The 21,173-nt window shown below is 73.7% G+C and carries 23 protein-coding genes; 14 read left to right on the top strand and 9 right to left on the bottom strand.

The window, feature by feature from the left end:
- Window positions 1-4 precede the first annotated feature (4 nt).
- Window positions 5-715, bottom strand: coding sequence for a hypothetical protein (locus ACZ6TB_RS03460; RefSeq protein WP_465550085.1), 711 nt, complete (start codon window positions 713-715; stop codon window positions 5-7).
- Between the two features lie 67 nt (window positions 716-782).
- Between ACZ6TB_RS03460 and ACZ6TB_RS03455 the strand changes: the two genes are divergently transcribed.
- Window positions 783-1,538 (top strand): HAD family hydrolase, encoded by a 756-nt coding sequence (locus ACZ6TB_RS03455; protein ID WP_465550084.1) that lies wholly within the window; start codon window positions 783-785, stop codon window positions 1,536-1,538.
- On the opposite strand, the gene ACZ6TB_RS03450 is transcribed toward ACZ6TB_RS03455, so the two are convergent.
- Both ACZ6TB_RS03450 and ACZ6TB_RS03445 read right to left on the bottom strand, forming a co-directional pair.
- Window positions 1,431-2,387: an Acg family FMN-binding oxidoreductase gene (locus tag ACZ6TB_RS03450; protein ID WP_465550082.1), complete on the bottom strand. Its 957-nt coding sequence runs from the start codon at window positions 2,385-2,387 to the stop codon at window positions 1,431-1,433. The genes ACZ6TB_RS03455 and ACZ6TB_RS03450 overlap by 108 nt on opposite strands.
- A gap of 2 nt (window positions 2,388-2,389) precedes the next feature.
- Window positions 2,390-3,349 carry an Acg family FMN-binding oxidoreductase gene (locus ACZ6TB_RS03445; protein WP_465550081.1) on the bottom strand — a complete coding sequence of 320 codons (960 nt, stop codon included), beginning with the start codon at window positions 3,347-3,349 and terminating at the stop codon, window positions 2,390-2,392.
- Between the two features lie 137 nt (window positions 3,350-3,486).
- On the opposite strand from ACZ6TB_RS03445, the gene ACZ6TB_RS03440 reads away from it, so the two are divergent.
- The 8 genes from ACZ6TB_RS03440 (at window position 3,487) to ACZ6TB_RS03405 (ending at window position 12,122) form a co-directional block, all read left to right on the top strand.
- Window positions 3,487-4,134 carry a response regulator gene (locus ACZ6TB_RS03440; protein WP_465550079.1) on the top strand — a complete coding sequence of 216 codons (648 nt, stop codon included), beginning with the start codon at window positions 3,487-3,489 and terminating at the stop codon, window positions 4,132-4,134.
- 63 nt (window positions 4,135-4,197) lie between these two features.
- Window positions 4,198-5,592: a cytochrome ubiquinol oxidase subunit I gene (locus tag ACZ6TB_RS03435; protein WP_465550077.1), complete on the top strand. Its 1,395-nt coding sequence runs from the start codon at window positions 4,198-4,200 to the stop codon at window positions 5,590-5,592.
- 32 nt (window positions 5,593-5,624) lie between these two features.
- Window positions 5,625-6,620: a cytochrome d ubiquinol oxidase subunit II gene (gene cydB, locus ACZ6TB_RS03430; RefSeq protein ID WP_465550075.1), complete on the top strand. Its 996-nt coding sequence runs from the start codon at window positions 5,625-5,627 to the stop codon at window positions 6,618-6,620.
- Window positions 6,617-8,230 (top strand): thiol reductant ABC exporter subunit CydD, encoded by a 1,614-nt coding sequence (cydD, locus tag ACZ6TB_RS03425; protein WP_465550073.1) that lies wholly within the window; start codon window positions 6,617-6,619, stop codon window positions 8,228-8,230. The genes cydB and cydD overlap by 4 nt, the downstream gene beginning before the upstream one ends.
- A 79-nt stretch (window positions 8,231-8,309) precedes the next feature.
- The gene (cydC, locus tag ACZ6TB_RS03420; RefSeq protein WP_465550071.1) at window positions 8,310-9,941 is read left to right on the top strand and encodes a thiol reductant ABC exporter subunit CydC; all 1,632 of its coding nucleotides are present in this window, start codon (window positions 8,310-8,312) and stop codon (window positions 9,939-9,941) included.
- 71 nt (window positions 9,942-10,012) lie between these two features.
- Window positions 10,013-10,375 carry a DUF4267 domain-containing protein gene (locus ACZ6TB_RS03415; protein WP_465550069.1) on the top strand — a complete coding sequence of 121 codons (363 nt, stop codon included), beginning with the start codon at window positions 10,013-10,015 and terminating at the stop codon, window positions 10,373-10,375.
- Between the two features lie 83 nt (window positions 10,376-10,458).
- The gene (locus tag ACZ6TB_RS03410; protein WP_465550067.1) at window positions 10,459-11,232 is read left to right on the top strand and encodes a DUF3152 domain-containing protein; all 774 of its coding nucleotides are present in this window, start codon (window positions 10,459-10,461) and stop codon (window positions 11,230-11,232) included.
- A gap of 17 nt (window positions 11,233-11,249) precedes the next feature.
- Complete coding sequence (locus ACZ6TB_RS03405; protein ID WP_465550065.1) at window positions 11,250-12,122, top strand: alpha/beta hydrolase fold domain-containing protein; 873 nt, start codon at window positions 11,250-11,252, stop codon at window positions 12,120-12,122.
- Here ACZ6TB_RS03405 and ACZ6TB_RS03400 read toward each other — a convergent pair.
- A complete protein-coding gene (locus ACZ6TB_RS03400) occupies window positions 12,108-12,884 on the bottom strand; it encodes a hypothetical protein (protein ID WP_465550063.1) in 777 nt (258 codons plus the stop codon). The two genes, ACZ6TB_RS03405 and ACZ6TB_RS03400, sit on opposite strands and share 15 nt — an antisense overlap.
- Between ACZ6TB_RS03400 and ACZ6TB_RS03395 the strand changes: the two genes are divergently transcribed.
- The gene (locus tag ACZ6TB_RS03395; protein ID WP_465550061.1) at window positions 12,874-13,203 is read left to right on the top strand and encodes a hypothetical protein; all 330 of its coding nucleotides are present in this window, start codon (window positions 12,874-12,876) and stop codon (window positions 13,201-13,203) included. The genes ACZ6TB_RS03400 and ACZ6TB_RS03395 overlap by 11 nt on opposite strands.
- Window positions 13,204-13,346: 143 nt before the next feature.
- The gene (locus ACZ6TB_RS03390; RefSeq protein WP_465550059.1) at window positions 13,347-14,186 is read left to right on the top strand and encodes an arylamine N-acetyltransferase family protein; all 840 of its coding nucleotides are present in this window, start codon (window positions 13,347-13,349) and stop codon (window positions 14,184-14,186) included.
- Window positions 14,187-14,376: 190 nt separating this feature from the next.
- Here ACZ6TB_RS03390 and ACZ6TB_RS03385 read toward each other — a convergent pair whose 3' ends face one another.
- Window positions 14,377-15,831: an MFS transporter gene (locus tag ACZ6TB_RS03385; protein ID WP_465550057.1), complete on the bottom strand. Its 1,455-nt coding sequence runs from the start codon at window positions 15,829-15,831 to the stop codon at window positions 14,377-14,379.
- A gap of 134 nt (window positions 15,832-15,965) precedes the next feature.
- Window positions 15,966-16,091, bottom strand: a complete 126-nt coding sequence (locus ACZ6TB_RS03380; RefSeq protein WP_465550055.1) for a hypothetical protein — start codon at window positions 16,089-16,091, stop codon at window positions 15,966-15,968.
- A gap of 87 nt (window positions 16,092-16,178) precedes the next feature.
- On the opposite strand from ACZ6TB_RS03380, the gene pdxR reads away from it, so the two are divergent.
- Window positions 16,179-17,570 carry a MocR-like pyridoxine biosynthesis transcription factor PdxR gene (gene pdxR / locus ACZ6TB_RS03375; RefSeq protein ID WP_465550053.1) on the top strand — a complete coding sequence of 464 codons (1,392 nt, stop codon included), beginning with the start codon at window positions 16,179-16,181 and terminating at the stop codon, window positions 17,568-17,570.
- Here the strand turns inward: pdxR and ACZ6TB_RS03370 are convergent.
- Window positions 17,567-17,872: a hypothetical protein gene (locus ACZ6TB_RS03370; protein ID WP_465550052.1), complete on the bottom strand. Its 306-nt coding sequence runs from the start codon at window positions 17,870-17,872 to the stop codon at window positions 17,567-17,569. The genes pdxR and ACZ6TB_RS03370 overlap by 4 nt on opposite strands.
- 9 nt (window positions 17,873-17,881) lie before the next feature.
- The gene (locus tag ACZ6TB_RS03365) at window positions 17,882-18,412 is read right to left on the bottom strand and encodes a hypothetical protein (protein ID WP_465550050.1); all 531 of its coding nucleotides are present in this window, start codon (window positions 18,410-18,412) and stop codon (window positions 17,882-17,884) included.
- A gap of 71 nt (window positions 18,413-18,483) precedes the next feature.
- On the opposite strand from ACZ6TB_RS03365, the gene ACZ6TB_RS03360 reads away from it, so the two are divergent.
- Both ACZ6TB_RS03360 and ACZ6TB_RS03355 read left to right on the top strand, forming a co-directional pair.
- Window positions 18,484-19,152 (top strand): NADPH-dependent F420 reductase, encoded by a 669-nt coding sequence (locus ACZ6TB_RS03360; protein WP_465550048.1) that lies wholly within the window; start codon window positions 18,484-18,486, stop codon window positions 19,150-19,152.
- A gap of 39 nt (window positions 19,153-19,191) precedes the next feature.
- The gene (locus ACZ6TB_RS03355; protein ID WP_465550046.1) at window positions 19,192-20,676 is read left to right on the top strand and encodes a GGDEF domain-containing protein; all 1,485 of its coding nucleotides are present in this window, start codon (window positions 19,192-19,194) and stop codon (window positions 20,674-20,676) included.
- Between the two features lie 3 nt (window positions 20,677-20,679).
- Here ACZ6TB_RS03355 and ACZ6TB_RS03350 read toward each other — a convergent pair whose 3' ends face one another.
- Entirely contained in the window at window positions 20,680-21,159 is a 480-nt protein-coding gene (locus ACZ6TB_RS03350; protein WP_465550294.1) for a GNAT family N-acetyltransferase, read from the bottom strand.
- Window positions 21,160-21,173 lie beyond the last annotated feature (14 nt).

Here is a 21,173-nt window from a genome sequence, read left to right as displayed (position 1 = left end):
GGGTTCAGCCCAGCTGGTCGGCGACGGTGCGAAGCAACTGCCAGAACAGGGCGCCGAGGGTGGCGGTGGCGATCGTCGCGGCGAGCAGGATCGGCCAGGCTCGCCCGAGGCCCCGGTTCGTGGCCAGCCACGCGAGGACGGCGAGCGGGAGAAGGACCTCGACCAGTTCCGCGGCGATGAACCCGTTGAAATGGCCGAGGTCCGGGCGGCCGATCGCCGCGATCTCCTGCCAGCCCTGACCGGACAACAGACCGCACGCGGCGCCGGCGGCCGGCGCCGCGTCGCGCGCCGGCCGGGTCCTGGCCACGTGACCGAGCAGACCCAGAACCGGGCCGGCGACCATCGATATCAGCAGCCAGGCCGCGGTCGTGACGGCCAGCGAGCGCAGCGCGTACCCGTCCGCCGACGACCCGTCCTGCAGGGTGCCGCCGCTCCACCGCCGGCTGACCACGAGGATCAGCAGGTAGTAGACGAGGGTGGCGGCCACCAGCAGCACGGTCGCGCCGATCACCGCGCCGCGGCGACCGGGAGCCGTCCAGCCGGCCAGCAGCGCCGCCAGTCCCCAGGCGAGGCCGCTGCTGACCACGGCCACCATGATCTGCCCGGCCGCGCCACCGACGGCGTCGGCCAGGAAAGCCAGCACCCCGAGCACGACCGCGGCCGACACCACCGTCACGCGCCGCACTCCGACGCGGGTCGCGCCAGCCGTCTCCATCGCGCCAAGGTACCGGCGGGCGCGGGGGCCGCGACCGCCGGTGGTGCGCTACCGGATACTGCTCGCTGTGGCGATCAAGGCGCTGATCTTCGACTTCGACGGTCTGCTCATGGACACGGAGAGCACGCTGCTGGAGAGCTGGCGCTGGGAGTGGCGGCGGCACGGTCTCGAGCTCGACCCGGCCGGCTTCTTCGCCGACCACGGCGGCGATGCGAACGAGCCGCGATACGTGGCGCTGGCGGCCGCGGTGGGACCGGCCTACGACCGCGGCTCCAGCCACACGCTACGGATGGCGTACCGGGCGGAGCTGAACGCGGCGCTGGACCCGGCGCCGGGCATCGTCGACTGGCTGGACCGGGCCGCGGAGCGGGGGCTTCGGCTGGCGGTGTCGAGCAGTTCCGCGATCTCGCACGTGGGCGGGTTGCTGGATCGGGTCGGGCTGCGCTCGCGGTTCGAGGTGCTGGCGACCGGGGACGAAGTGGCCGCGCACAAGCCGGATCCGGCGGTCTACCGGCTGGCGCTGGACCGGCTCGGCCTACCGGCGCGGGACGCGGTCGCGTTCGAGGACGCCGCGCACGGCGTGACCGCGGCGCACCGGGCCGGCCTGCGCTGCGTGGCCGTGCCGAACCCGCACGCCGATCACGCCCGCTTCGCGGCCGCCGACCTTCACCTGGCCAGCGCCGCCGACCTGTCCCTGGACGAGGTCCTGACCGCGCTAGATGACCTCGGTGACCGGCCGGCGCGGGGCCGGGTGGCCGGGTGTGCCGTAGCCGAAGCGGATCACGAGCTGGGGGTAGCCGGAGCGGCCGAGGGCTCGGCGTAGCTGGTCGCGGGCGGGCGGCACCTCGATCGGCTGGGTGATCATCGAGGTGTCCAGGCCGCAGACCACGGCGGTCAGCAGGACCTTCTCGAGGCCCTGGCCGGCGGTGGTCTGGTCGGCCGGCAGGTCGCCGGGCACGCCGAGGATGCCGATCAGCGGCTCGGGCTCGTAGTCGCGGCCGGGGGCGCGGCGGTGCTCGTTGAACAGCCGTTGCGGCAGCAGGTCCTGGGGCTCGGCGGGCGGCGCGCCGGCGCTCGCCGGCACGGCCTCCCGCCAGGTGGCCAGGGCCTGCTGGTAGGCCGGATCCCGGCGCAGCACGCGGTCGGCGCTCCGGGCGATCTCGGCGAAGCCGTTCACGGCGGTGGTGCCGACCAGCAGGTCGAGCCAGCAGCCCTCGTCGCGCGCGGCCGAGATCAGGCGCACGCGCACCTCGGCGGGGACGGGGTCGGGCCAGAAGGGTGCCCGGTTGCTGTGGCGGCGCGGGATGGCCTCGTGCAACTCCTGCTCGGCATAGGTGGGCGGGCGCGGCACGGCGGGGGTCAGGCGGGCGATCACGTCCGGCGACGGATGCAGCCGTACGGACGCCGGCCGCCCGGTGGCGGCGAGGGCGAGCCGGGCGTTGTACGTGGCGGCGCCGCACGCGATGCGCATGGCCCACCCGCGCGGGTCCGCGGCGGACAGCCGGCGCTCGGGATCGGCGAGGATCTCCACCGCGCCATCGCGCAGCCGGAACAGCCACGGCTGGCTGTTGTGCAGCGACGGCGCCCGGATGCCGGCCGCGGCCGCCCGCTCGAGATCCGCCGCCTGATAGCCGGAGTCGCCGGGCGGCTCCGCGGCCGGATGGGTGGACATGACTACTCGACGATCGTGATGACGTCGCGCGGGTCGCGGCGTGGGGTGGGGGGCGGGGGCGGGGCGTCCGGCAGGTAGCCGAGGCGCACCACCACGTAGGGCTCGCCGATGCCGGCGATCAGGCCGCGGATCAAGTGCCGGGGCCACTCCACCTCGATGGCGTCGCTGATCAGCGAGCTGGACAGGCCGTCGGCGGTGGCCCGCAACAGCAGCGCGGACATCGCCTCGCCGCCGCGCAGCAGGTCGGCCGGCTCCTCGGTGCGACCGAAGAGCACGACATAGGCGGTGCCGGCGTCGTGCGCCTCGCCGATCGGCTGGCCCTGCTCGCCGGACGGGTCGAAGTCGCGGATCGGCACCCGGCGCAGTCCGGAGGAGACGGCCGACGCGGGTGGGACGCCGTCGCCGGCGAAGTCGGGCCGGTTCGTCCAGCGCTCGAGCTCCTTCTGATAGGCCGGGTCGTCCCGCTCGGCGATGCCCGCCCGCTCGGCACTGATCGCGAGGTCGACGACCTGCTCCGGGCGTACGACATGAAGGTAGGCCCCGGTCTCCTCGACCAGCTTGCGCAGGACCGTCAGCTCCTCCTCCGGCACCGGCTTGTCGCCGAACGCCCGCCGGTCGGTGCGCCGGCGGCTGATCGCCGAGAAAAGCGACTTGTCGGAATCGTGCGAGGGAGCCGGCCCGGCGAGGCGCACGGTCGCGAGCAACGACGGCCGCGCGGGATCGGGGAGCAGGGCGACCGAGGCGGCATGGCCCGAGGCGGCGAGCGCGACCCGGGCGTGGTGCAGGGCGGCGCCGCAGCTCAGGTACAGCAGCCGCCCCTCCTTGTCGACCGTGTCGAGGCGGCGCGACGAGTCCGCGAACAGCGACATGCTGTCGCCGGTGATCCGCCACGACCACGGCTGGGTGTTGAAGACCGAGGGTGCGTGCTGGGCCGCCCGGGCGGCTTCTTCGAGCGCAGTCATGAGACCACCATGACCGGCGGACGGCCCTCGGGTTCAGGGCCGAAGGTCCCGAAGCGGCGGCCGCCATGTCACCGGGTGTGTGCGACACGGGACTTTGGTCCCTTGGTGACGGGCGCGGGTGACGGAAGGATGGCCCGATGATCCGTGTATTCCTGCTCGACGACCACGAGGTCGTCCGTCGTGGCCTGGTCGACCTTCTCCAGGCCGCCGGCGACATCGAGGTCGTGGGGGAGTCGGGCTCGGCCCAGGAGGCGGCCCGGCGCATCCCGGCGCTGCGCCCCGACGTGGCGGTCCTCGACGCCCGGCTGCCCGACGGCAACGGCATCGACGTCTGCCGGGACGTGCGGGCCATCGACTCGACGATCAAGGGCCTCATCCTCACCTCGTACGAGGACGACGAGGCCCTGTTCGCGGCGATCATGGCGGGGGCCTCGGGGTACGTGTTGAAGCAGATCCGTGGCACCGACCTGGTGGACGCGGTCCGGCGGGTCGCCGAGGGGCAGTCGCTGCTCGACCCGGCGGTCACCCAGCGGGTGCTCGAGCGCATCCGCAACGGCGTCGAGCAGCCGCGGGAGCTGGCCGGGTTGACCGATCAGGAGCGCCGCATCCTCGAGCTGATCGCGGAGGGGCTGACCAACCGGGAGATCGCCGGGCGGATGTTCCTGGCCGAGAAGACGGTGAAGAACTACGTCTCGAGCCTGCTGGCCAAGCTCGGCCTCGAGCGCCGCACCCAGGCCGCGATCCTGGCGACCCGTCTGCTCGGGGAGAAGAAGCCGGGACTTTAGGCCCTGCCCCCGGACCGGGCGTGATCGAAAGATGGGCGGGAACCGGCCGAAAGGACCCCGCCCGTGGACACGCTCGACCTTGCCCGGTGGCAGTTCGGGATCACCACCGTCTACCACTTCTTCTTCGTGCCGATCACGATCGGCATGTCGGCCCTGGTCGCCGGCCTGCAGACGGCCTGGGTCCGGACCGGCAAGGAGCACTACCTGCGGGCGACGAAGTTCTGGGGCAAGCTGTTCCTGATCAACTTCGCGATGGGCGTGGTCACCGGCCTCGTCCAGGAGTTCCAGTTCGGCATGAACTGGAGCGACTACTCCCGCTTCGTCGGCGACGTCTTCGGCGCCCCGCTCGCGATCGAGGGCCTGCTCGCGTTCTTCCTGGAGTCCACGTTCCTCGGACTGTGGATCTTCGGCTGGGACCGGCTGCCGCGGCGCGTCCACCTGGCCACGATCTGGATCGCGTCGATCGGGACGATGCTGTCGGCGTACTTCATCCTCGCCGCCAACTCGTGGATGCAGCACCCGGTCGGCTACCAGCTCAACCCGGCGTCGGGCCGGGCCGAGCTGAAGAGCATCGGCGCCGTCTTCACCAACCCGACGACGCTGGTGACCTTCCCGCACACGATCACCGCCTGCTTCCTCACCGCCGGGGCGGTGCTGATCGCGGTGAGCGCCTGGCACCTCAAGCGCGGCCACCAGACCGACGTCTTCCGCCCCGCCCTCAAGCTCGGCGCCTGGGTGGTGCTCGTCTCGTTCGTCGGCGTCTTCCTCTCCGGCGACGCGCAGGCCCGGGTCATGACCGAGCAGCAGCCGATGAAGATGGCCGCGGCCGAGGCGCTCTGGCGGGACTCGAAGCCGGCCAGCTTCTCGATCTTCACGATCGGGTCGCTCGACGGGGACGCGGAGGTCTTCTCGATCCGGATCCCCACCGTGCTCTCCCTGCTGGCGACGGCGTCCTTCGACGGCGAGGTCGAGGGGATCGACAACATTCAGAGTTCGTACGAGCGGACGTACGGCCCCGGTGACTACAAGCCCAACATCCCGGTCACGTACTGGTCGTTCCGGCTCATGATGGGCTTCGGCGGGTTGGCCGCTCTGGTCGCGCTCACGGCCCTGTGGTTCACGCGCGGCGGTCGCACGCCTCGGCAGCGCTGGCTGTGGGCGGCCGCGATCGCGTCGATCGGCATGCCGCTGGCCGCCAACTCGTTCGGCTGGATCTTCACCGAGATGGGCCGCCAGCCGTGGACCGTGTTCGGCGTGCTCAAGACCGCGAACAGCGTCTCGCCGTCGGTCGGCACCGCCAACGCGGCCACGTCGCTCATCGTGCTCACCGTCCTCTACGGAATCCTCGCGGTCGTCGAGGTCGGCCTCTTCGTCCGGTACGCGCGGCAGGGCGCCCCGGAGATACCACCCGACTCCGACGACTCGTCCGGGGACCGCCCGCTCGCCTTCGCGTACTGAGCCTTCCCGTCTCCGCTTTCCGGGAGTTGACCATGGAACTGACCACCGTCTGGTTCGCGCTCATCGCGCTGCTGTGGGCCGGCTACTTCCTGCTCGAGGGCTTCGACTTCGGCGTCGGCATCCTGCTGCCGGTGCTCGGCCGGGACAACCGCGAGCGCCGCCTGCTGATCAACACGATCGGACCGGTCTGGGACGGCAACGAGGTGTGGCTGATCGTCGCCGGCGGGGCGACCTTCGCCGCGTTCCCCGAGTGGTACGCGACGCTGTTCTCCGGCTTCTACCTGCCGCTGCTGATCATCCTGGTCGCGCTGATCGTCCGGGGCGTCGCCTTCGAGTACCGCGGCAAGCGCGACGACGACCGCTGGCGGCGCCGCTGGGACTGGTGCATCATCGTCGGCTCGCTGCTGCCGGCGGTGCTCTGGGGCGTGGCTTTCGGCAACATCGTCCGCGGGGTACGCCTGGACGCGCGCCACGAGTACGTGGGCTCGTTCGGCGACCTGCTCAACCCGTACGCCCTCGTCGGTGGCCTGACCACCCTCGTGCTGTTCGTGTTGCACGGCGCCGTGTTCCTCGCGCTCAAGACCGACGGCGAGATGCGGCAGCGCGCGGGCGCCCTCGCGGCCCGGCTCGCCCCGGCGGCGGTGGTCGTGGCCGGCGCGTTCCTGCTGTGGACCGGCCTCGCCCACCGCGACGCGATCGGCGCCGTGCTGTTCGTGGTCGCGGCGCTGTGCCTGCTCGGCGCGGTGGTGGCGACCCGCCTGCGGCGCGAGGGCTGGGCGTTCCTGGCGACCGGCGCCACCCTGGTGATCGCCGTGTTCGGGTTGTTCGTGACCCTGTTCCCGGACGTGATGCCGTCCACGATCGCCGACGCGAACAGCCTGACCGTGCACAACGCGTCCTCCACGCCGTACACGCTCACGGTGATGACGTGGGTGGCGGTGTTCTTCACGCCGATCGTGGTCCTCTACCAGGGCTGGACGTACTGGGTGTTCCGCAAGCGCCTCTCCGTCGACAAGATCCCGGCATGAGGCCGCTCGACCCGCGGCTGCTGCGCTACGCGCGAGCGAGCCGGTGGCATCTCGCGGCGACGGTGGGGCTGGGGGTGCTTTCCGCCGGGCTCATCGTCGGGCAGGCGACCCTTCTCGCGTACGGGATCAGCCGGGTCTTCCTGGACCATGCGCCGGTCACCTCGACGCTGGTGTGGCTGGCCGTGGTGGTCGCCGGCCGGGCCGCCGTCGCCTGGGCGCAGGAGGTGGTCTCGGCCCGCTCGGCGGCGGCCGTGAAGCAGGAGCTGCGCGGCCAGATCTTCGCCCGCGTCGCCGGGCTCGGCCCCGCCGGTGGCGTCGCGACCGGCGAGGTCACCGCGCTGGCGACCAAGGGTTTGGACGACCTCGACGCCTACTTCTCGAAGTACCTGCCGCAACTCGTGCTCGCCGCCATCGTGCCCGTCGTCGTGCTCGCGCGGCTGCTTCCCGCCGACCTCGTCGCCACCCTGACGATCGCGCTCACCCTGCCGCTCATCCCGGTCTTCATGGCGCTCGTGGGCATGCACACGAGCGCGGCCAACGCCCGGCAGTTCAAGCTGCTGGCCCGCCTCCACCACCACTTCCTCGACGTGGTCGCCGGCCTGTCCACGCTGAAGATCTTCGGCCGGGCCGGCGCCCAGGTCGCCAACATCCGCCAGGTCAGCGTCGCCCAGCGGCGCGTCACCATGCGTACGCTGCGGATCGCCTTCCTCTCGTCGCTCGTGCTCGAACTGCTCGCCACGCTGTCGGTGGCCCTGGTCGCGGTCGGGATCGGGCTGCGGCTCGTCTCGGGGCATCTGTCCCTGCCGACCGCCCTGCTCGTGCTGATCCTCGCGCCCGAGGCGTACCTGCCGCTGCGGCAGCTCGGCGTGCACTTCCACGCGTCGGCCGCCGGGGTGGCCGCCGCCTCGGCCGCGTTCGAGATCCTCGACGTGGCGCCGCCGGTGGCCGGGTCCGCGGCCCCGCCGTTCGGCGCCCGCAAGATCGTCTTTGATGGCGTGGTCGTCCGCTACCCCGCCCGCGACCCGGTGCCGCTGTCCTTCTCGGTCGCGCCCGGGGCGTTCGTCGCTCTCACCGGGCCGAGCGGGTGCGGCAAGTCGACGGCGCTGAACCTCCTGCTCGGGTTCGCGCGCTCTGCCGGCGGCCGGGTGACCGTCGGTGGCGCCGATCTGTCCACCATCGACCCCGCGTCATGGCGGTCGCAGATCGCCTGGGTGCCGCAACGGCCTTATCTGTTCGCCGGTTCCCTCCGCGCCAACATCGCGCTGGGCGCGCCGGACTCGTCCCTCGCCGACGTCGAGCGCGCCGCACGCCGGGCCGGGTGCGACTTCATCACCGACTTCGACGCACGGGTCGGCGACGACGGCGCCGGGCTCTCGGCCGGGCAGCGGCAGCGGATCGCGCTCGCCCGGGCCTTCCTGCGGGACGCGCCGCTCGTGCTGCTCGACGAGCCGACCGCCAACCTCGACGCCGCGACCGCGGCGCCGGTCATGGACGCGATCCGCCGCCTCGCCGGCGGCCGCACGGTCATCATGGCCGCGCACCGGCCCGAGCTGATCGCGCTGGCCGGGACCGTCGTCGACCTCACGCCCAGTCCGGCCGGCGCCCGATGAGGCCCCGCGCCATGGTGCCCGGCGGGTGCGCGATGAGATGCGGCGCCGCTGTGCCGGCGACCCCGAGGGCAGGTGCGCGATGAGATCCCGCTTCCTTCTTGCCGTCGTGGCGGGGGCCGGCGCCGCGGGGTGTGCGGTCGGGCTGATGGCCGTCTCGGCCTGGCTCATCTCGCGGGCCGCCCTGCATCCGCCGGTGCTGCACCTGATGGTGGCGATCGTGGCGGTGCGCGCGATCGGCATCGGGCGGGGCGTGTTCCGCTACGCCGAGCGGCTGGCCGGCCACGACGCCGCGCTGCGGGCCCTCGGGCGTACCCGGGAAAAGGTCTTCGCCCATCTCGCCGAGATCGCCCCCGCCGGCCTCGCCCGTTTCCGCCGGGCCGACCTCGCCACCCGCCTGGCCGCCGACGTGGACGCCGTGCTCGACCTGCTCACCCGCGTGGTGCTGCCCTACGCGGTGGCGCTGATCGTGGGCGGGGCCTCGGTGCTGCTGGTCTTCGCGCTGTCGCCGGCCGCCGGGCTGACCCTGCTGGGCGGGCTGCTGCTGGTCGGCGCCGGCGTGCCGCTGCTGCAACTACGGGCGGCGCGCGACGCCGACGGCCGGCTCGCCCCGCTGCGCGGCGCCCTCGCGACCTCGGCCACCGACCTGATGCACGGGCTGCCGGACCTGATCGCGTACGGCGCCGTGCCGTCCCGCCTCGCGTCGCTGGCCGAGACCGGCGCCGCCCTGCGCCGCGCCGAGCGCAGGTCCAGCCGGATGGCCGGTCTCGCGGCCGCGACCACGGCCGTCGCCACCGGCATGTGCCTGATCGTGGGCCTCGCCGCCGGTGGTGTCGCGGTGCGCTCGGGCGCCCTGTCCGGCGAGCTGCTGGCCGTGATCGTCCTGACCCCGCTCGCCGTCTTCGAGGTCGCCGCCGGCCTGCCCGCCGCCGCCCAGCGTCTCGCCGCGGGCCGCGCCTCGGTCCGCCGCCTGCGGGCCGTTCTCGCGGCGCCGTCGCCGGTCGCCGTGCCCGCGTCGCCGGGGTCGCTGCCGCCCGGCCCGCACACGCTCCGCCTCACCGGGGTCGGCGCGGCCTGGGTCCCCGGCCCGCCGGTGGTCAGCGACGTGTCGTTCACGCTGCGGCCCGGCGACCGCGCCGCGCTGGTCGGCCCGAGCGGCTCCGGCAAGAGCACCCTGGCGGCGCTGATGGTCCGCTTCCTCGACCCGGTCGCCGGTCGCATCACCCTGGACGGCATCGACCTGCGCACGCTGGCGCCGGACCGGGTGCGCGAGATCGTCGGCTACCTGCCCGAGGACGCGTACCTCTTCGACACCACGATCGCCGCCAACCTGCGGATCGCCGCCCCCGCCGCGACCGATGACGCGTTGCTGGCCGCCCTGGCCTCGGCCCGCCTGCTCGACTGGGTGACCGCCCTGCCGGACGGCCTCGAAACCCTGGTGGGGGAGCACGGCATGGCCCTGTCCGGCGGCCAGCGACGGCGGCTGGCCCTGGCCCGCGCCCTGCTCGCCGGCTTCCAGATCCTGATCCTCGACGAGCCCACCGAGCACCTCGACGACGAGACGGCGGCCGCCCTGACCCGGGACCTGCTGGCCGCGGCCGGCGACCGCACCGTCCTGCTGATCACCCACCGGCCCGGCATCGCCGCCGCGGTCGACCAGGTGATCACTCTCGGCCACGCGCCCGCCCTCGAGTCCATCCGACAGGGATCCTAGCGCCACTAGATGTCCTGCCGACGCCATGTTAGTGTTGCTTGAAAATCTAGCGGCGCTAGCAAGGAGTGGTCATGCTCGGCTTCATCGCCTACGGGCTCGCGATCGTGCTCAACCTCTTCATCGTCTTCATCGGCGTCCGGTTCCTGCTGACGCCGCGTGCGGCCGCGGCGGGTTACGGCGTGCCCGCCGGCCCCGGCGCCTACCTGGCGGTCAAGGGTGTCCGCGACCTCACGTACGGCCTGGTCGGCCTGGCCCTGCTGGCCTTCGTCGGCGCGCCGGCGGAGGCCTGGTTCATGCTCGTCGTCGCCCTGGCGCCGCTGGGCGACACGGTGATCGTGCTGCGCCACGGCGGCACCAGGGCCACCGCCTTCGGCATCCACTTCGCCACCGCGGTGACCGTCCTGATCAGCGCCGGCCTGTTGTTCGCGGTGTGAGATCGCAGTGATCCAGTTCTCGTGAGCCAACCTCGCGTGCTGCCCATCCGTCATGGGCTCAGGAACGTGAGGAGGTGTCACCGATGGCCGACCGGCTCAAGCGGAGTGTCGCCGCACTGGTTCTGTGCCTGGGCGTGGCGGCCTGCAACACCGCGCCGACGTCCGCGGCGGCCGGGGGTGACGCCGGGCCGCCGCCACCCGGGCGCACGCCGGCCGCCCGGGCGACCACCAAGCCGCGGCCGCCGGCGGTGCGGATCACCTATCCGGCGCACGGGCAGGAGAACTGGGCCGTCGCGCCGGGCGGGCGCACCGCCGGGGACGAGGGGAAGCTGCTGAGCTACCGGGTGGCGGTCGAGAAGGACATCAAGGGGATCAACCCGGCCGCGTTCGCGGAGGTGGTGTCGGCCACGCTCGGCGATCCGCACGGCTGGACCGCCGGCGGCACGTGGAGCTTCCGCCGGGTGGGGCCGGGCGAGCACGCCGACTTCACCGTCTACCTGGCCACGCCGGGCACCCGGGACACGCTCTGCGGCGAGGGGCGGGACGGCTACACGTCGTGCCGCAACGGGGGCAACGTCGTGCTCAACGTCGCGCGGTGGGTCAAGGGGGTGCCGAAGTACGCGCTCGCCACCTACCGGGAGTACATGGTGAACCACGAGGTGGGCCACAAGCTCGGCAACGGCCACCAGCTCTGCCCGGGCCCGGGCCGGCCGGCCCCGGTCATGCAGCAGCAGACGCTCGGCCTGCACGGCTGCCGCCCCAACCCGTGGCCCTACCCGAACGGCCACCGGCTTTATGCCGGCCGCTCCGGCGTCTACGACGACCCCCTCCCGCACGCGGACGCCGGCAACCCCTAGACCGGTACGGTGCCCGCATGGCCCTGGAGCGCTACTTCGCCGAGCAGTTCGCCGCGCCGGAACGTCGGGAGCCGGTCGCCGTCGTGCCGGCCGGGGTGGTGATCGGCGACGCGGAGATTCCCGGCCCGCACGGGCCGATCCCGGTGCGCACCTACCGGCCCGGGCGGCAGCCGGCGGCACGGGCGCTGCTGTGGTGTCACGGCGGCGGCTTCCGGTACGGCGACCTCGACATGCCCGAGGCCCACACGCTGAGTGCCGAGCTTTCGGTACGCGCGGCCGCGCTCGTGGTGTCGGTCGGCTACCGGCTCGCTGACGGCAAGGATCTGCTGCACCCGGTTCCGGTCGACGACGTCTACGCGGCCTGGTCGTGGCTGCGCGGCACCGTGCCGGCGGGGGAGCGGGCGGCGATCGGCGGGGCGAGCGCCGGGGCCGCCCTGGCGCTGGCCGCGACCATGCGGGCCCGCGACACGGGCACCCCGATGCCCGATGCGCTGCTGCTCGCGTACCCCTTCGCGCATTTCCCGAACCCGGCGCCCGATCCCGCCACCGCGGCCGTCCTCGCGGAGTTGCCGGACGCGGCGCGGTTCACCGCGGAGGCGATCGAGGACATGGTCCGCAACTACGTCGGCCGGATCGACGACCTGCCGGCCGACGCGCTGCCCGGCGCCGGGAATCTGGGCGGGCTGCCGCCGGTGCATCTCGTGCACGCCGAGTACGACGATCTGCGCCCCTCGGGCGAGCTGCTCGCGCGGCAGCTGCGCGCGCGGGGCGTGCCGGTGGACGGCTTCCTCGCGCGGGGCGTGCCGCACGGGCATCTCAACCACGTGGTCGATCTGGCCGCGATCGAGGGCTCCCACGCGTACCTGGGCCGGGTCTTAGCTGATCTTTGAATTGGTGATCCTCGGGTCGCCGGAGCCCAGGTAGAAGACGCCGGGGAAGGTCGAGAACTTGTCGCCCTTGTTGCTGCGCAGGGTGGAGTTGCGGATGACCAGCGTGCCGGTGCGGTCGTTGCTCACGAAGAAGACGGCGCTGCCGCCCTCGTTGGCGTGGTTCTTCTCGATCAGCGTGCCGTCGAGAGTCAGCGTGAACTTGTCGCCGTCGAGGTAGATCGCGCCGCCGCTGCCGCCGCCGGGGGTGCCCGAGCGGGCCGGGTTCGCGCCGTTGCCGATCGCCGAGTTGCCGGAGAAGAGGCTGTTCAGCACCGTCCACGAGACGCCGATGCTGCTCAGCGCCGACCCGTTGGAGCAGACCCCGCCGGTGAAGGTGCTGCCCACGACGTAGACCGGGCTGTCGCTGCCCTGGTCGAGCACCCGGACCGCGGCGCCGCCGAGGTCGGGACCGGTGCCGTCGCACCGGTTGCCGGTGAACCGCGAGTTGACGATCTTGAGGTGGCCGCCGCGCTGGAAGATCGCGCCGCCACCGCCGCCCTCGGTCGTGTCGCCGGTGCTGTTGCCCTTCGTGAACACCAGGTTCTGCACCGTCACCTTCGGTGTCTCCTGGTCGTTGCAGTGCGAGGTGGTCCAGCCCAGCGCCTGGTCGCAGGCGTTCACGTAGAGGATGCGGCGCTTGCCGCCGCCGCTGAGGGTGACCCGGCCGCCGCCGTCGAGCACCACCGGCGAGTGCGCGTTCTTGACCTTGGCCGTGGCCGTCATCGTGATGGTGACCGGGGCGGGACCGCAGTCGAACGTGATGATGCCGCCGGCCGCCACCGCCTTGACCACCGCCGCCGAGGTGCAGCTCGCGGGCGTGCCGGTCCCGACCGTACGGCTGGGCTTGCTCGTGTCCACCGCCTTGGCCGCGGCCGGAATCGACGCGTGCCCACCCGGATTGCCGGGTTTCGGCAGGGTCTGGGGTTTGACGGTGGCCGATGCCGACGGCTTCGCCGACGTGGACGCCGACGCTGAGGGGGTCGCCGCCGAACTCGATGGGGGCAAAACGGACACGGCGGGCGATGCCGGGTCGATCAGCTGAGGGCCGGCGTCCGAACTGCCCGAATCGTTCGAAGAGCCGGAGTGGCACGCGCTGAGCAGGGTCAACGTGGCAATGGCAAGGGCCGCTCGAATCCGCACCGGGCGATGGTACTGACCCGCGCGCCGAATTCCGATAATGGCTTCATGATCGACGTTACCGGTTATCTGCGGCGCCTGCGGCTGGCCTCCCTCGAAGGCGCGGCGCCCAGCGTCGAAGGACTGTTCGCGCTGCATCGGGCGCACACGGAAATCGTGCCGTACGAGAATCTGGAGATCTGGCTCGGGCGTCGCACGACGGTGTCCCCGGCCGAGTCGGTGGCGCGGATCGTGCGCGGGCGCGGCGGCTACTGTTTCCACCTCAACGGCGCGTTCTCGGCGTTGCTGGTCGCGCTCGGTTACCGGGTGACGCGGCACGTGGGCGGGGTGCAGAGCCGCGGGGAAGCGGCGGCGGTGACCGGGAACCACCTGGTGCTGACCGTTTCCGGGCTCGGGGACTCGAGGCGGTGGCTCGTCGATCTCGGGATGGGTGACGGCATCCACGAACCCACGCCGCTCACGGTGGGTGAGTTTCGGCAGGGACCCTTCTCGTACGCGCTGAGAGCGTCCGACGTCGCGCCCGGTGGGTGGCGGTTCGAGCACGATTCGCGGGGCGGGTTCGAGGGGTTCGACTTCCGTGGTTCCGCGACCGACATGGCGGCGTTTTCCGAAATGCACAACCATTTGGAAACGTCGCCCGACTCCGGATTTGTTCGGACTTGTACGGCATTTCGCCGCGATGCGGGCGGGGTGGACATGGTGCGTGGGTTGACGCTGACCCGGTTGACGTCGTCCAGCTCGGCGCGTGTGCTGGAATCGCCAGCCGACTATTTCACGGCCTTGGCCGATATTTACGGATTAGTGCTGGCGGATGTCACCGCCGCCGAGCGCGACGACCTGTGGCGGCGGCTGGTGAGCGCTCACGAGGCATGGGCGGCCGCCCGATGACGGCGCGGGCGGATCGGGATCTCGCGGCCCTGATTGGGATGCTCGCGCTGCTCGATGGTGATCCTCGTCGGCGACCTTCCGCGTCTCGTCGAGCGGCTCGGGGCGCGGCTCGCCGATGAGAGCCTGCTGGGGCGCGGCGCGGCGAGCGGGAGTCGCGGCACCCAGGCGGCTCCGGCCTGCGCTGGGGGAGTCAGAAGCGCCTTGACGTGCGCCGCACCGCGAGCGCCGTGCCCAGCCCGGCCGCGGCGACCAGGAGGAACGCCGCACTGGCCCCGCCCTTCGGCAGCGCCAGGACGGCGAGCAGGGCGGCCACGCCGAGGGCATTCCCGAGCTGAGCGGCGGTGTTGAGCAGGCCGACCGCGGCGCTGTCCCCGCCGGCGTTTTCCCCGCCGGCGCTGTCCGCATGGCCGCCGGCGGCGTTGGCGCGGCCGGTGCCCGGGGCGTTGGCGCGGCCGGTGCCCGGGGCATTGGCGCGGCCGCCGCCTGTGGCCGGCCTGGAGGTGCCGAGTGAGGTCGCGCCGACCGAGGCGAGGCCCAGGCCCAGGCCGGCGATCGAGATGGCGACCACGATGGCGGGCACCTGGTTGTGCCGGATCGCCAGGATCAGGCCGCCGGCGGCGATGGCGAGCAGGCCCAGCACCGTGGGCCGAATCGAGCCGGTGGCCAGCGCGGGCAGGCGGGAGGCCAGCGATCCGATGACCACCGCCGCGCTGAACGGCATCATCACGACGGCGGCGGTGGCGGGGGAGAGGCCCATGTCGTTCTGCAGGAGCAGGACGACCACGATCGCGATGCCGCTGGTGGTTGCCGTGTTCACGAAGGACGCGCCGACGCCGGCGCGCAGGCGGGGGTCGCCGCGGCTCGTCCGGGCGATTAGCGGATCGGCCGCGCGCTGCTGCTGCACGGCGAACAACCCGGCCAGGACGGCCCCGACGATCAGCCCCGCCGCGCCCCAGGGGACGAGGCCGCCGTCCTGCAGAACGGCGGCGGCGCCCACGACGGCCATGACCGCGGCGGTCAGCAGCGCCGCGCCCGCTACGTCCAGGCGTACGGCGCCGTCGGGCGCGTCGGCCGGCACCAGCAGCACGGCGCCGCAGATCAGGGCGATGGTGATCGGCACGTTGACCCAGAACACCCACTGCCAGCTCAGCAGCTGGGTCAGCCCGCCGCCGACCACGTAGCCGAGGACGCCGGCCGCGGCGCCGGCCGCGCTCCACCCGGCCAGGGCCGTCCGGCGGCGGCCGGGCTCCGGGTTCAGGCGCAGCAGCGCCCACATGGCGGCCGGCACGCACAGCGCGGCGGCGGCGCCCTGCCCGATCCGGGCGGCGACGAGCTGGCCGATGGAGTGCGCCGTGCCGCCGGTCACCGCGGCGAGACCGAAGAGGACCAGGCCCGCCTCGAGCATCCGGCGATGTCCGAATCGGTCACCGAGCCGTGCGCTCAGCAGGAGCAGCCCGGCGAAGGCCATCGCCGCCGCCGCGGCCAGGAGGGTGGCCGCGCCCGGGGGCGCGTCGGTGGCGGCCAGCATCGCCGGAATCGCCGGGATGACGCTGGTGACCACGAGAACGTCCACCAGCTGGACGCCCCACAGCACCACGAGCTGCACCACCCAGCGCGCGTTGCTCGTCCCGATCTCGGCCGACACCGCGTCATCGTAGGGTCGCTCGCGCCCGCCCGCAGCGGGCCGGAGCCCGGCCGCCCGCAGCGGGCCGGAGCCCGCCCGCCCGTAGCCGGCCGGAGCTCGCGCCCGCCCGCAGCGGGCCGAAGCTCGCGGCCGGGTCAGCGCCGCCGGGGTCGCCACCGGAGGTGGCGGGTGCGGCGTTCCGGCTTGCCGGTCCACAGCGCGGGCGGGATGCCGGGCCGTGCCGCGGTCCCGGCGAGGAGGGCGAAGAGGTCGCTGTTCATGCCCTCGACGCTAGGGGCGGGAAGCGGCCCGGCCCGGACCGATCGCGCGTCGCCGGAGCAGACCGATTCACGGCCTACGATCGGTGCGTGGGCCACCTCGATCTCGCCTGGGAGACGTTGCTCGACCTGCCGGCGCGATCCGGCGGGCCGTTGCATCTGCGCCTGGCCGCGTCGATCCGGGAGGCGATCAAAAGCGGCCTTCTGCCGTACGGTGCGGCGCTGCCCCCGAGCCGCACGCTGGCGGCCGGCCTGCGGGTGTCGCGGTGGACGGTGACCCGCGCCTACGCCCAGCTCATCACCGAGGGCTACCTCGCCGGCCGCACCGGCTCGGCGACCCGGGTCAGCTGGAAGGCGCCGTCCGTCGCCGATGAACCGGCGGTCGCCGAGAAACCGGCCCGCTTCGATCTGCGCCCGGGCCAGCCCGACCTGCGCGCGTTCCCCCGGCGGGCATGGGTGCGCGCCGTTCGCGAGGCGGCCGAGACCACGCCGTACGACCAGCTCAATCATTCCGGCTCGGGCGGCCACCCGCGGTTGCGCACCGTCCTGGCCGACCACCTGAATCGCAGCCGCGGCGCCGTCGCCAAGCCGTCCGACGTCTCCGTCTACGCGGGCGCCGGCCAGTCGCTGCTGCAGGTCTGCCGCGCGCTGGCGGCCGGGGGCCACACCGCGATCGGCGTCGAGGACCCCGGTTCACCGCGGCATCATCAGGCCGTACGCGGCGCCGGTCTCGAGGTGGCCCCGGTGCCGGTCGACGCGGACGGCCTGATCGTCGCGGCGTTGCCGGACGTGCGCGCGGTCTGCGTCAGCGCCGCCCACCACCCGGTGACCGGCTGCGTCCTGTCCCCGCGCCGCCGGGCCGAGCTGCTGGACTGGGCCCGCCGTACCGACGCCCTGATCGTCGAGGACGACTACGACGCCGAGTTCGCGTACGACCGTGCCGCCCCCGCCGTCCTGCAGGGCGCCGACCCCGCCCGCGTCGCCCTGCTCGGCTCGATGAGCAAGTCCCTGGGCCCGGCCGTCGGCATCGGCTGGGTGGTCGCCCCCGGACGCTGGGTGCCGGCCGTGCGCTCGGCCCAGGAGATCGAGCTGCACCCGCCGATGCTGAATCAGGTCGCGCTGGCCACCCTGATGGAGTCCGGCGGATACGACCGTCACCTGCGCGCGTCCCGGCCCCGCTTCCGCGCGCGCCGGAACGCGTTGGTGGCCGCCCTGCACGCGGCCATGCCGCAGTTCCCGGTGCTGGGCGCCGAGGCCGGCCTGCATGTGTTGCTGGAGTTGCCGCCGGGCAGCGACACGGCCGCGGTCGTCGCCGAGGCTCACCGCCACGACCTCGACCTGTGCGACACCACCGCCATGACCATCGACCCGGCCAACCTCACGCCGGCGCTGATGCTCGGCTACGGGAACGTCAGCGACTCGCTGATCGGGGAGGCCGTCGCCGCCCTGGCCGAGGCCGTCGGTCGAGCCGGAGTGAGCTAGCGGCGGGCGTGGCGGTCGGACGCCGCGTAGGACGCCGCCGCCGTCAACGCGGACACCGCCAGCACCGACGGCCAGGAACCGATGCGCTTGGCCAGCGGATGCGACAGGCCGAACGCCCCGACGTAGGTCGCGACCAGCGCGCCGGTGACCGCGGGGCTGGTGGTGCGGGCCCACTCGCGGCCGGCCAGCACGCCGCCGGCGGCCAGCACCACGCCGCCCAGCGGGCGGATGCCCGTGCGCCGGGCCAGCTGCCAGCCGCCGATGAGAGAGCCCGCCGTGATCGCCGCCGTGGGAAGACGCATCAGCCGAACCTACACCGCGGCCCGGGGCTCACGCCGGGGGCGCGCGGGGCCGGCCGCCGCCAGCGACATCCCGGTGAGGATCATGCCGGTCAGGCCGATCCAGAAGCCGAGGCCGGCCGCGGAGACGCCCGGCACCATCACCGGGTGATCGCGCCGCATCAGCGACGCCGCCAGCCCGTCGGCCACCTCGGCGGGGACACCGACGGCGCCGGCCCGGCTGTCGGCGGCGGTGGGGGAGCGGGCCGCGTCGCGCTGGTCGAGGGTGAGGAAGACGGACAGCACCACGGCCGCCAGGGACGTCAGCCACAGCGCCCCGGAGACCCAGCCGCGCATCAGCCGGGACGCCAGCCAGAGGGCGACCGCGAGGACGACCAGGACCAGGGCGCCGGTCCAGCGGGAGGACATGCTCCACGCCGTACCGGCATAGCTCTGCGGGTGAAGGCCGGCCCCACCGGCCACCGTGAGGCGCACCACCCACCACGGCAGGGCGCCGCTGACCAGCACCACCAGCCCGGAAATCGTGACCGCCCGCGACCCCACCCGAGGACCATAGGCCGTTCGTCACACCCGGAACCGGGAAACGCGGGCGGGTCAGCCGTGTTGGGAGCGACATGACGACTGTGGGATTCATCGGGAGCGGGATGATCGGCGGCACCGTGGCGCGGCTGGCGGTGGCGGCCGGCTACGACGTGGTGGTGAGCAACTCGCGCGGGCCGGAGACGCTCGCGGGGCTGGTCGCGGAGCTCGGCGGCAACGCCCGGGCGGCGACGGCCGAGCAGGCGGCGGCGGCCGGCGACATCGTGGTGGTGAGCGTCCCGTTCCACGCCCACGCCCAGCTGCCGGCCGGCGCGCTGGCCGGCAAGGTCGTGCTGGACACCGACAACTACTACGCGGCCCGCGACGGGCACGTGGCCGAGCTCGACGAGGGCCTGCTCACCAGCGCCGAGCTGGAGCAGCGGCACCTGGGCACGGCCAAGGTCGTGAAGGTCTTCAACAACATCTACTACCGGCACCTCGGCTCGCTCGCCCGGCCGGTGGGCGCATCCGACCGTACGGCGCTGACGATCGCCGGCGACGACAGCGAGGCGAAGAAGGCGGCGACCGCGTTCCTCGACGCGATCGGCTACGACACGGTCGACGTGGGCACGCTCGCCGACAGCTGGCGCGTCGAGCCCGGCCAGCCCGCGTACGGCCCGCCCTACGGCAGCTTCGAGGACCCGGCCGGCGTCCCGGCGAGCGCCGAGAAGGTCCGGGCCGCCGTCGCCGAGGCCAAGCGCTAGCCCCTCAGGTCGCGCGCGTGACCGCCGATCAGTGCGGTCATGCGCCTGCGGACCGCCCGAGTGCCCGTCGCGCACCTGCTGCTCGGCCTGCTCTACGCCGTGCTGCTGGTGCTCGCGACCGGTTCGCTGCGCCCGGACGTGGCCGAGCTCGCGCGCGTGCTGTTCGGGCTGATCGGCCTGGTGGCCGCCGTCCGGGCCGCGCGCGGGCCGGGGCTCACCGTCCGCGCGCACCGGGCCTGGCTGCTCGTCGCGCTCAGCTTCGCCGTCCTGGTGGCCGCGCCGCTGCTGCGCTTCGGCCTGCACCGGGTCGGCATCGAGGCCGCCGACGACGTCACCCACCTGGCGTTCGTGCTGGCCCTGCTGGGGGCGTTGCAGATGTTCCCGCTCGCCCGCACCACCCGGCGCGAACGCTGGAAGTCGGCGATCGACGCCCTGACGGTGCTGGTCGGCGGCTCCATGGTGCTCTGGTACACGTCCTTCGGCCCGTACGTCGAACGGCATGGTTTCTCGGTCACCGTGGTGGTCTCGGCCGGTCTGTACCCGATGTGCGACCTGGCGTTGCTGTTCAGCGTGGCCCGGGTGCTGCTGCGGGGCGCCGACGACTCGGCCCAGCGGCCGCTGCGCTGGCTGGCGGCGGGCTCGATGGTGCTGTTCGCGGGCGACGCCGTGCACGGCTACCTCGACGGGCACGGCCAGATCCAGCTGCACTCGCCGTGGCAGTTCATCTGCTGGATCACGGCCGACGCCCTGCTCGCGGCCGGGGCGCTCGAGCAGTGCCGGCGCACCGTGCGGTTCACCCGTGAGGTGCGGCGGGGTCTGCGTTCGGCACGCTATCTCCCGTACGCCGCGGTGGCCGTCGCCCACCTGTTGATGCTGGGCGCCGCGGTCTCCGAGGGAACGTTCTTCCCGTGGGGCGGCCTGGCCGCCGGCGGGGCGCTGCTCAGCGCGCTGGTGCTGTGGCGGCAGACGCTCGTGCAGCGGGAGAGCGACGACCAGGCCGTCACCGACCACCTCACCGGGCTCGCCAACCGCAGCCGGTTCCGCGCCACCGACACCCGCTCGCTGGCCCGCGCCGCCCGCACCGGCCGGCACAGCGCCGTCCTGGTGATCGACATGAACGGCTTCAAGGAGGTCAACGACACGCTCGGCCACAAGTCCGGCGACCTCGTGCTGGTCGAGTTCGCGGAGCTGCTGCGCCGCTGTGTGCCCGGGCCCGGGTTGCCGTGCCGGCTGGGCGGGGACGAGTTCGCGGTGGTCCTGCCCGACCTCGACAAGCCCGAGCGGGCGTACGAGGTGGCCGGCCGGATCGCCGCCGAGCTGGCGCCGGTGATCATCGACGGCAAGCTGATCGAGATGGCGGCGAGCATCGGGGTGGCCGTGTCCGGGCCCGGCGAGCTCACCCACGACGAGATCGTGCACCGCGCCGACCTGGCGATGTACCGCGCCAAGAAGCAGGCGCCGCGCACCCGCTGGGCGGCCTGGCAGGAGTCCCTCGAGCAGGTCGTGGAGTTGCGGGCGGCCTGACGCCTAGGCTCGTGGCCCGGTCGTCCGCAGCATGGTGTCCGAGTCGCCGCTGCGCCCGACCACTTCGAACCCGGCCCGCTCGTAGAGCCGCCGGGCCGCGTTCCCGTCCTCCACGCTGAGGCTGAGCCCCCGGAACCCGCGTTCCGCGGCGAGCCGCACGATCTCGTCGAGCAGCGCCGACGCCACGCCCCGGCCCCGCGCCGCCGCCAGCACGCCGATCGTCAGCTCCGGGATGTCGCCGGCGACGAACCCGTAGCCCGCCCGCTCGGCCGGCAGCGCCCGCCCCCAGACCGCGCCGACCGGCTCGTCGCCGTCCAGCGCGATCACCCCGAGGTCGCCCGCGCCCGGGAACCCCGCCAGGTAGCGCTGGGCGGCCGGGTCGGTCCGGACCCAGTCGAGCGTGAACCGCGGCTCCGACCAGTTGAAGGCCTCCAGCAGGACCCGCTCCAGGAACGGCAGATCCGCCGCGGTCGCCACTCGCATCAGCACCGCACGAG

The organism is Actinoplanes sp. NPDC051537 (assembly GCF_055586105.1).
The sequence above is the reverse complement of the archived record's forward strand: the minus strand, read 5'-3'. Positions and strand labels throughout refer to the sequence as shown.

Coding starts and splice junctions, on each gene's coding strand:
- ACZ6TB_RS03460 (WP_465550085.1), bottom strand. CDS start 715: ATGGAGACGGCTGGCGCGACCCGCGTCGGAGTGCGGCGCGTGACGGTG.
- ACZ6TB_RS03450 (WP_465550082.1), bottom strand. CDS start 2,387: ATGTCCACCCATCCGGCCGCGGAGCCGCCCGGCGACTCCGGCTATCAG.
- ACZ6TB_RS03445 (WP_465550081.1), bottom strand. CDS start 3,349: ATGACTGCGCTCGAAGAAGCCGCCCGGGCGGCCCAGCACGCACCCTCG.
- ACZ6TB_RS03440 (WP_465550079.1), top strand. CDS start 3,487: ATGATCCGTGTATTCCTGCTCGACGACCACGAGGTCGTCCGTCGTGGC.
- cydB (WP_465550075.1), top strand. CDS start 5,625: ATGGAACTGACCACCGTCTGGTTCGCGCTCATCGCGCTGCTGTGGGCC.
- cydD (WP_465550073.1), top strand. CDS start 6,617: ATGAGGCCGCTCGACCCGCGGCTGCTGCGCTACGCGCGAGCGAGCCGG.
- cydC (WP_465550071.1), top strand. CDS start 8,310: ATGAGATCCCGCTTCCTTCTTGCCGTCGTGGCGGGGGCCGGCGCCGCG.
- ACZ6TB_RS03415 (WP_465550069.1), top strand. CDS start 10,013: ATGCTCGGCTTCATCGCCTACGGGCTCGCGATCGTGCTCAACCTCTTC.
- ACZ6TB_RS03410 (WP_465550067.1), top strand. CDS start 10,459: ATGGCCGACCGGCTCAAGCGGAGTGTCGCCGCACTGGTTCTGTGCCTG.
- ACZ6TB_RS03405 (WP_465550065.1), top strand. CDS start 11,250: ATGGCCCTGGAGCGCTACTTCGCCGAGCAGTTCGCCGCGCCGGAACGT.
- ACZ6TB_RS03400 (WP_465550063.1), bottom strand. CDS start 12,884: ATGACGGCCACGGCCAAGGTCAAGAACGCGCACTCGCCGGTGGTGCTC.
- ACZ6TB_RS03390 (WP_465550059.1), top strand. CDS start 13,347: ATGATCGACGTTACCGGTTATCTGCGGCGCCTGCGGCTGGCCTCCCTC.
- ACZ6TB_RS03380 (WP_465550055.1), bottom strand. CDS start 16,091: ATGAACAGCGACCTCTTCGCCCTCCTCGCCGGGACCGCGGCACGGCCC.
- ACZ6TB_RS03370 (WP_465550052.1), bottom strand. CDS start 17,872: ATGCGTCTTCCCACGGCGGCGATCACGGCGGGCTCTCTCATCGGCGGC.
- ACZ6TB_RS03360 (WP_465550048.1), top strand. CDS start 18,484: ATGACGACTGTGGGATTCATCGGGAGCGGGATGATCGGCGGCACCGTG.
- ACZ6TB_RS03355 (WP_465550046.1), top strand. CDS start 19,192: ATGCGCCTGCGGACCGCCCGAGTGCCCGTCGCGCACCTGCTGCTCGGC.
- ACZ6TB_RS03350 (WP_465550294.1), bottom strand. CDS start 21,159: ATGCGAGTGGCGACCGCGGCGGATCTGCCGTTCCTGGAGCGGGTCCTG.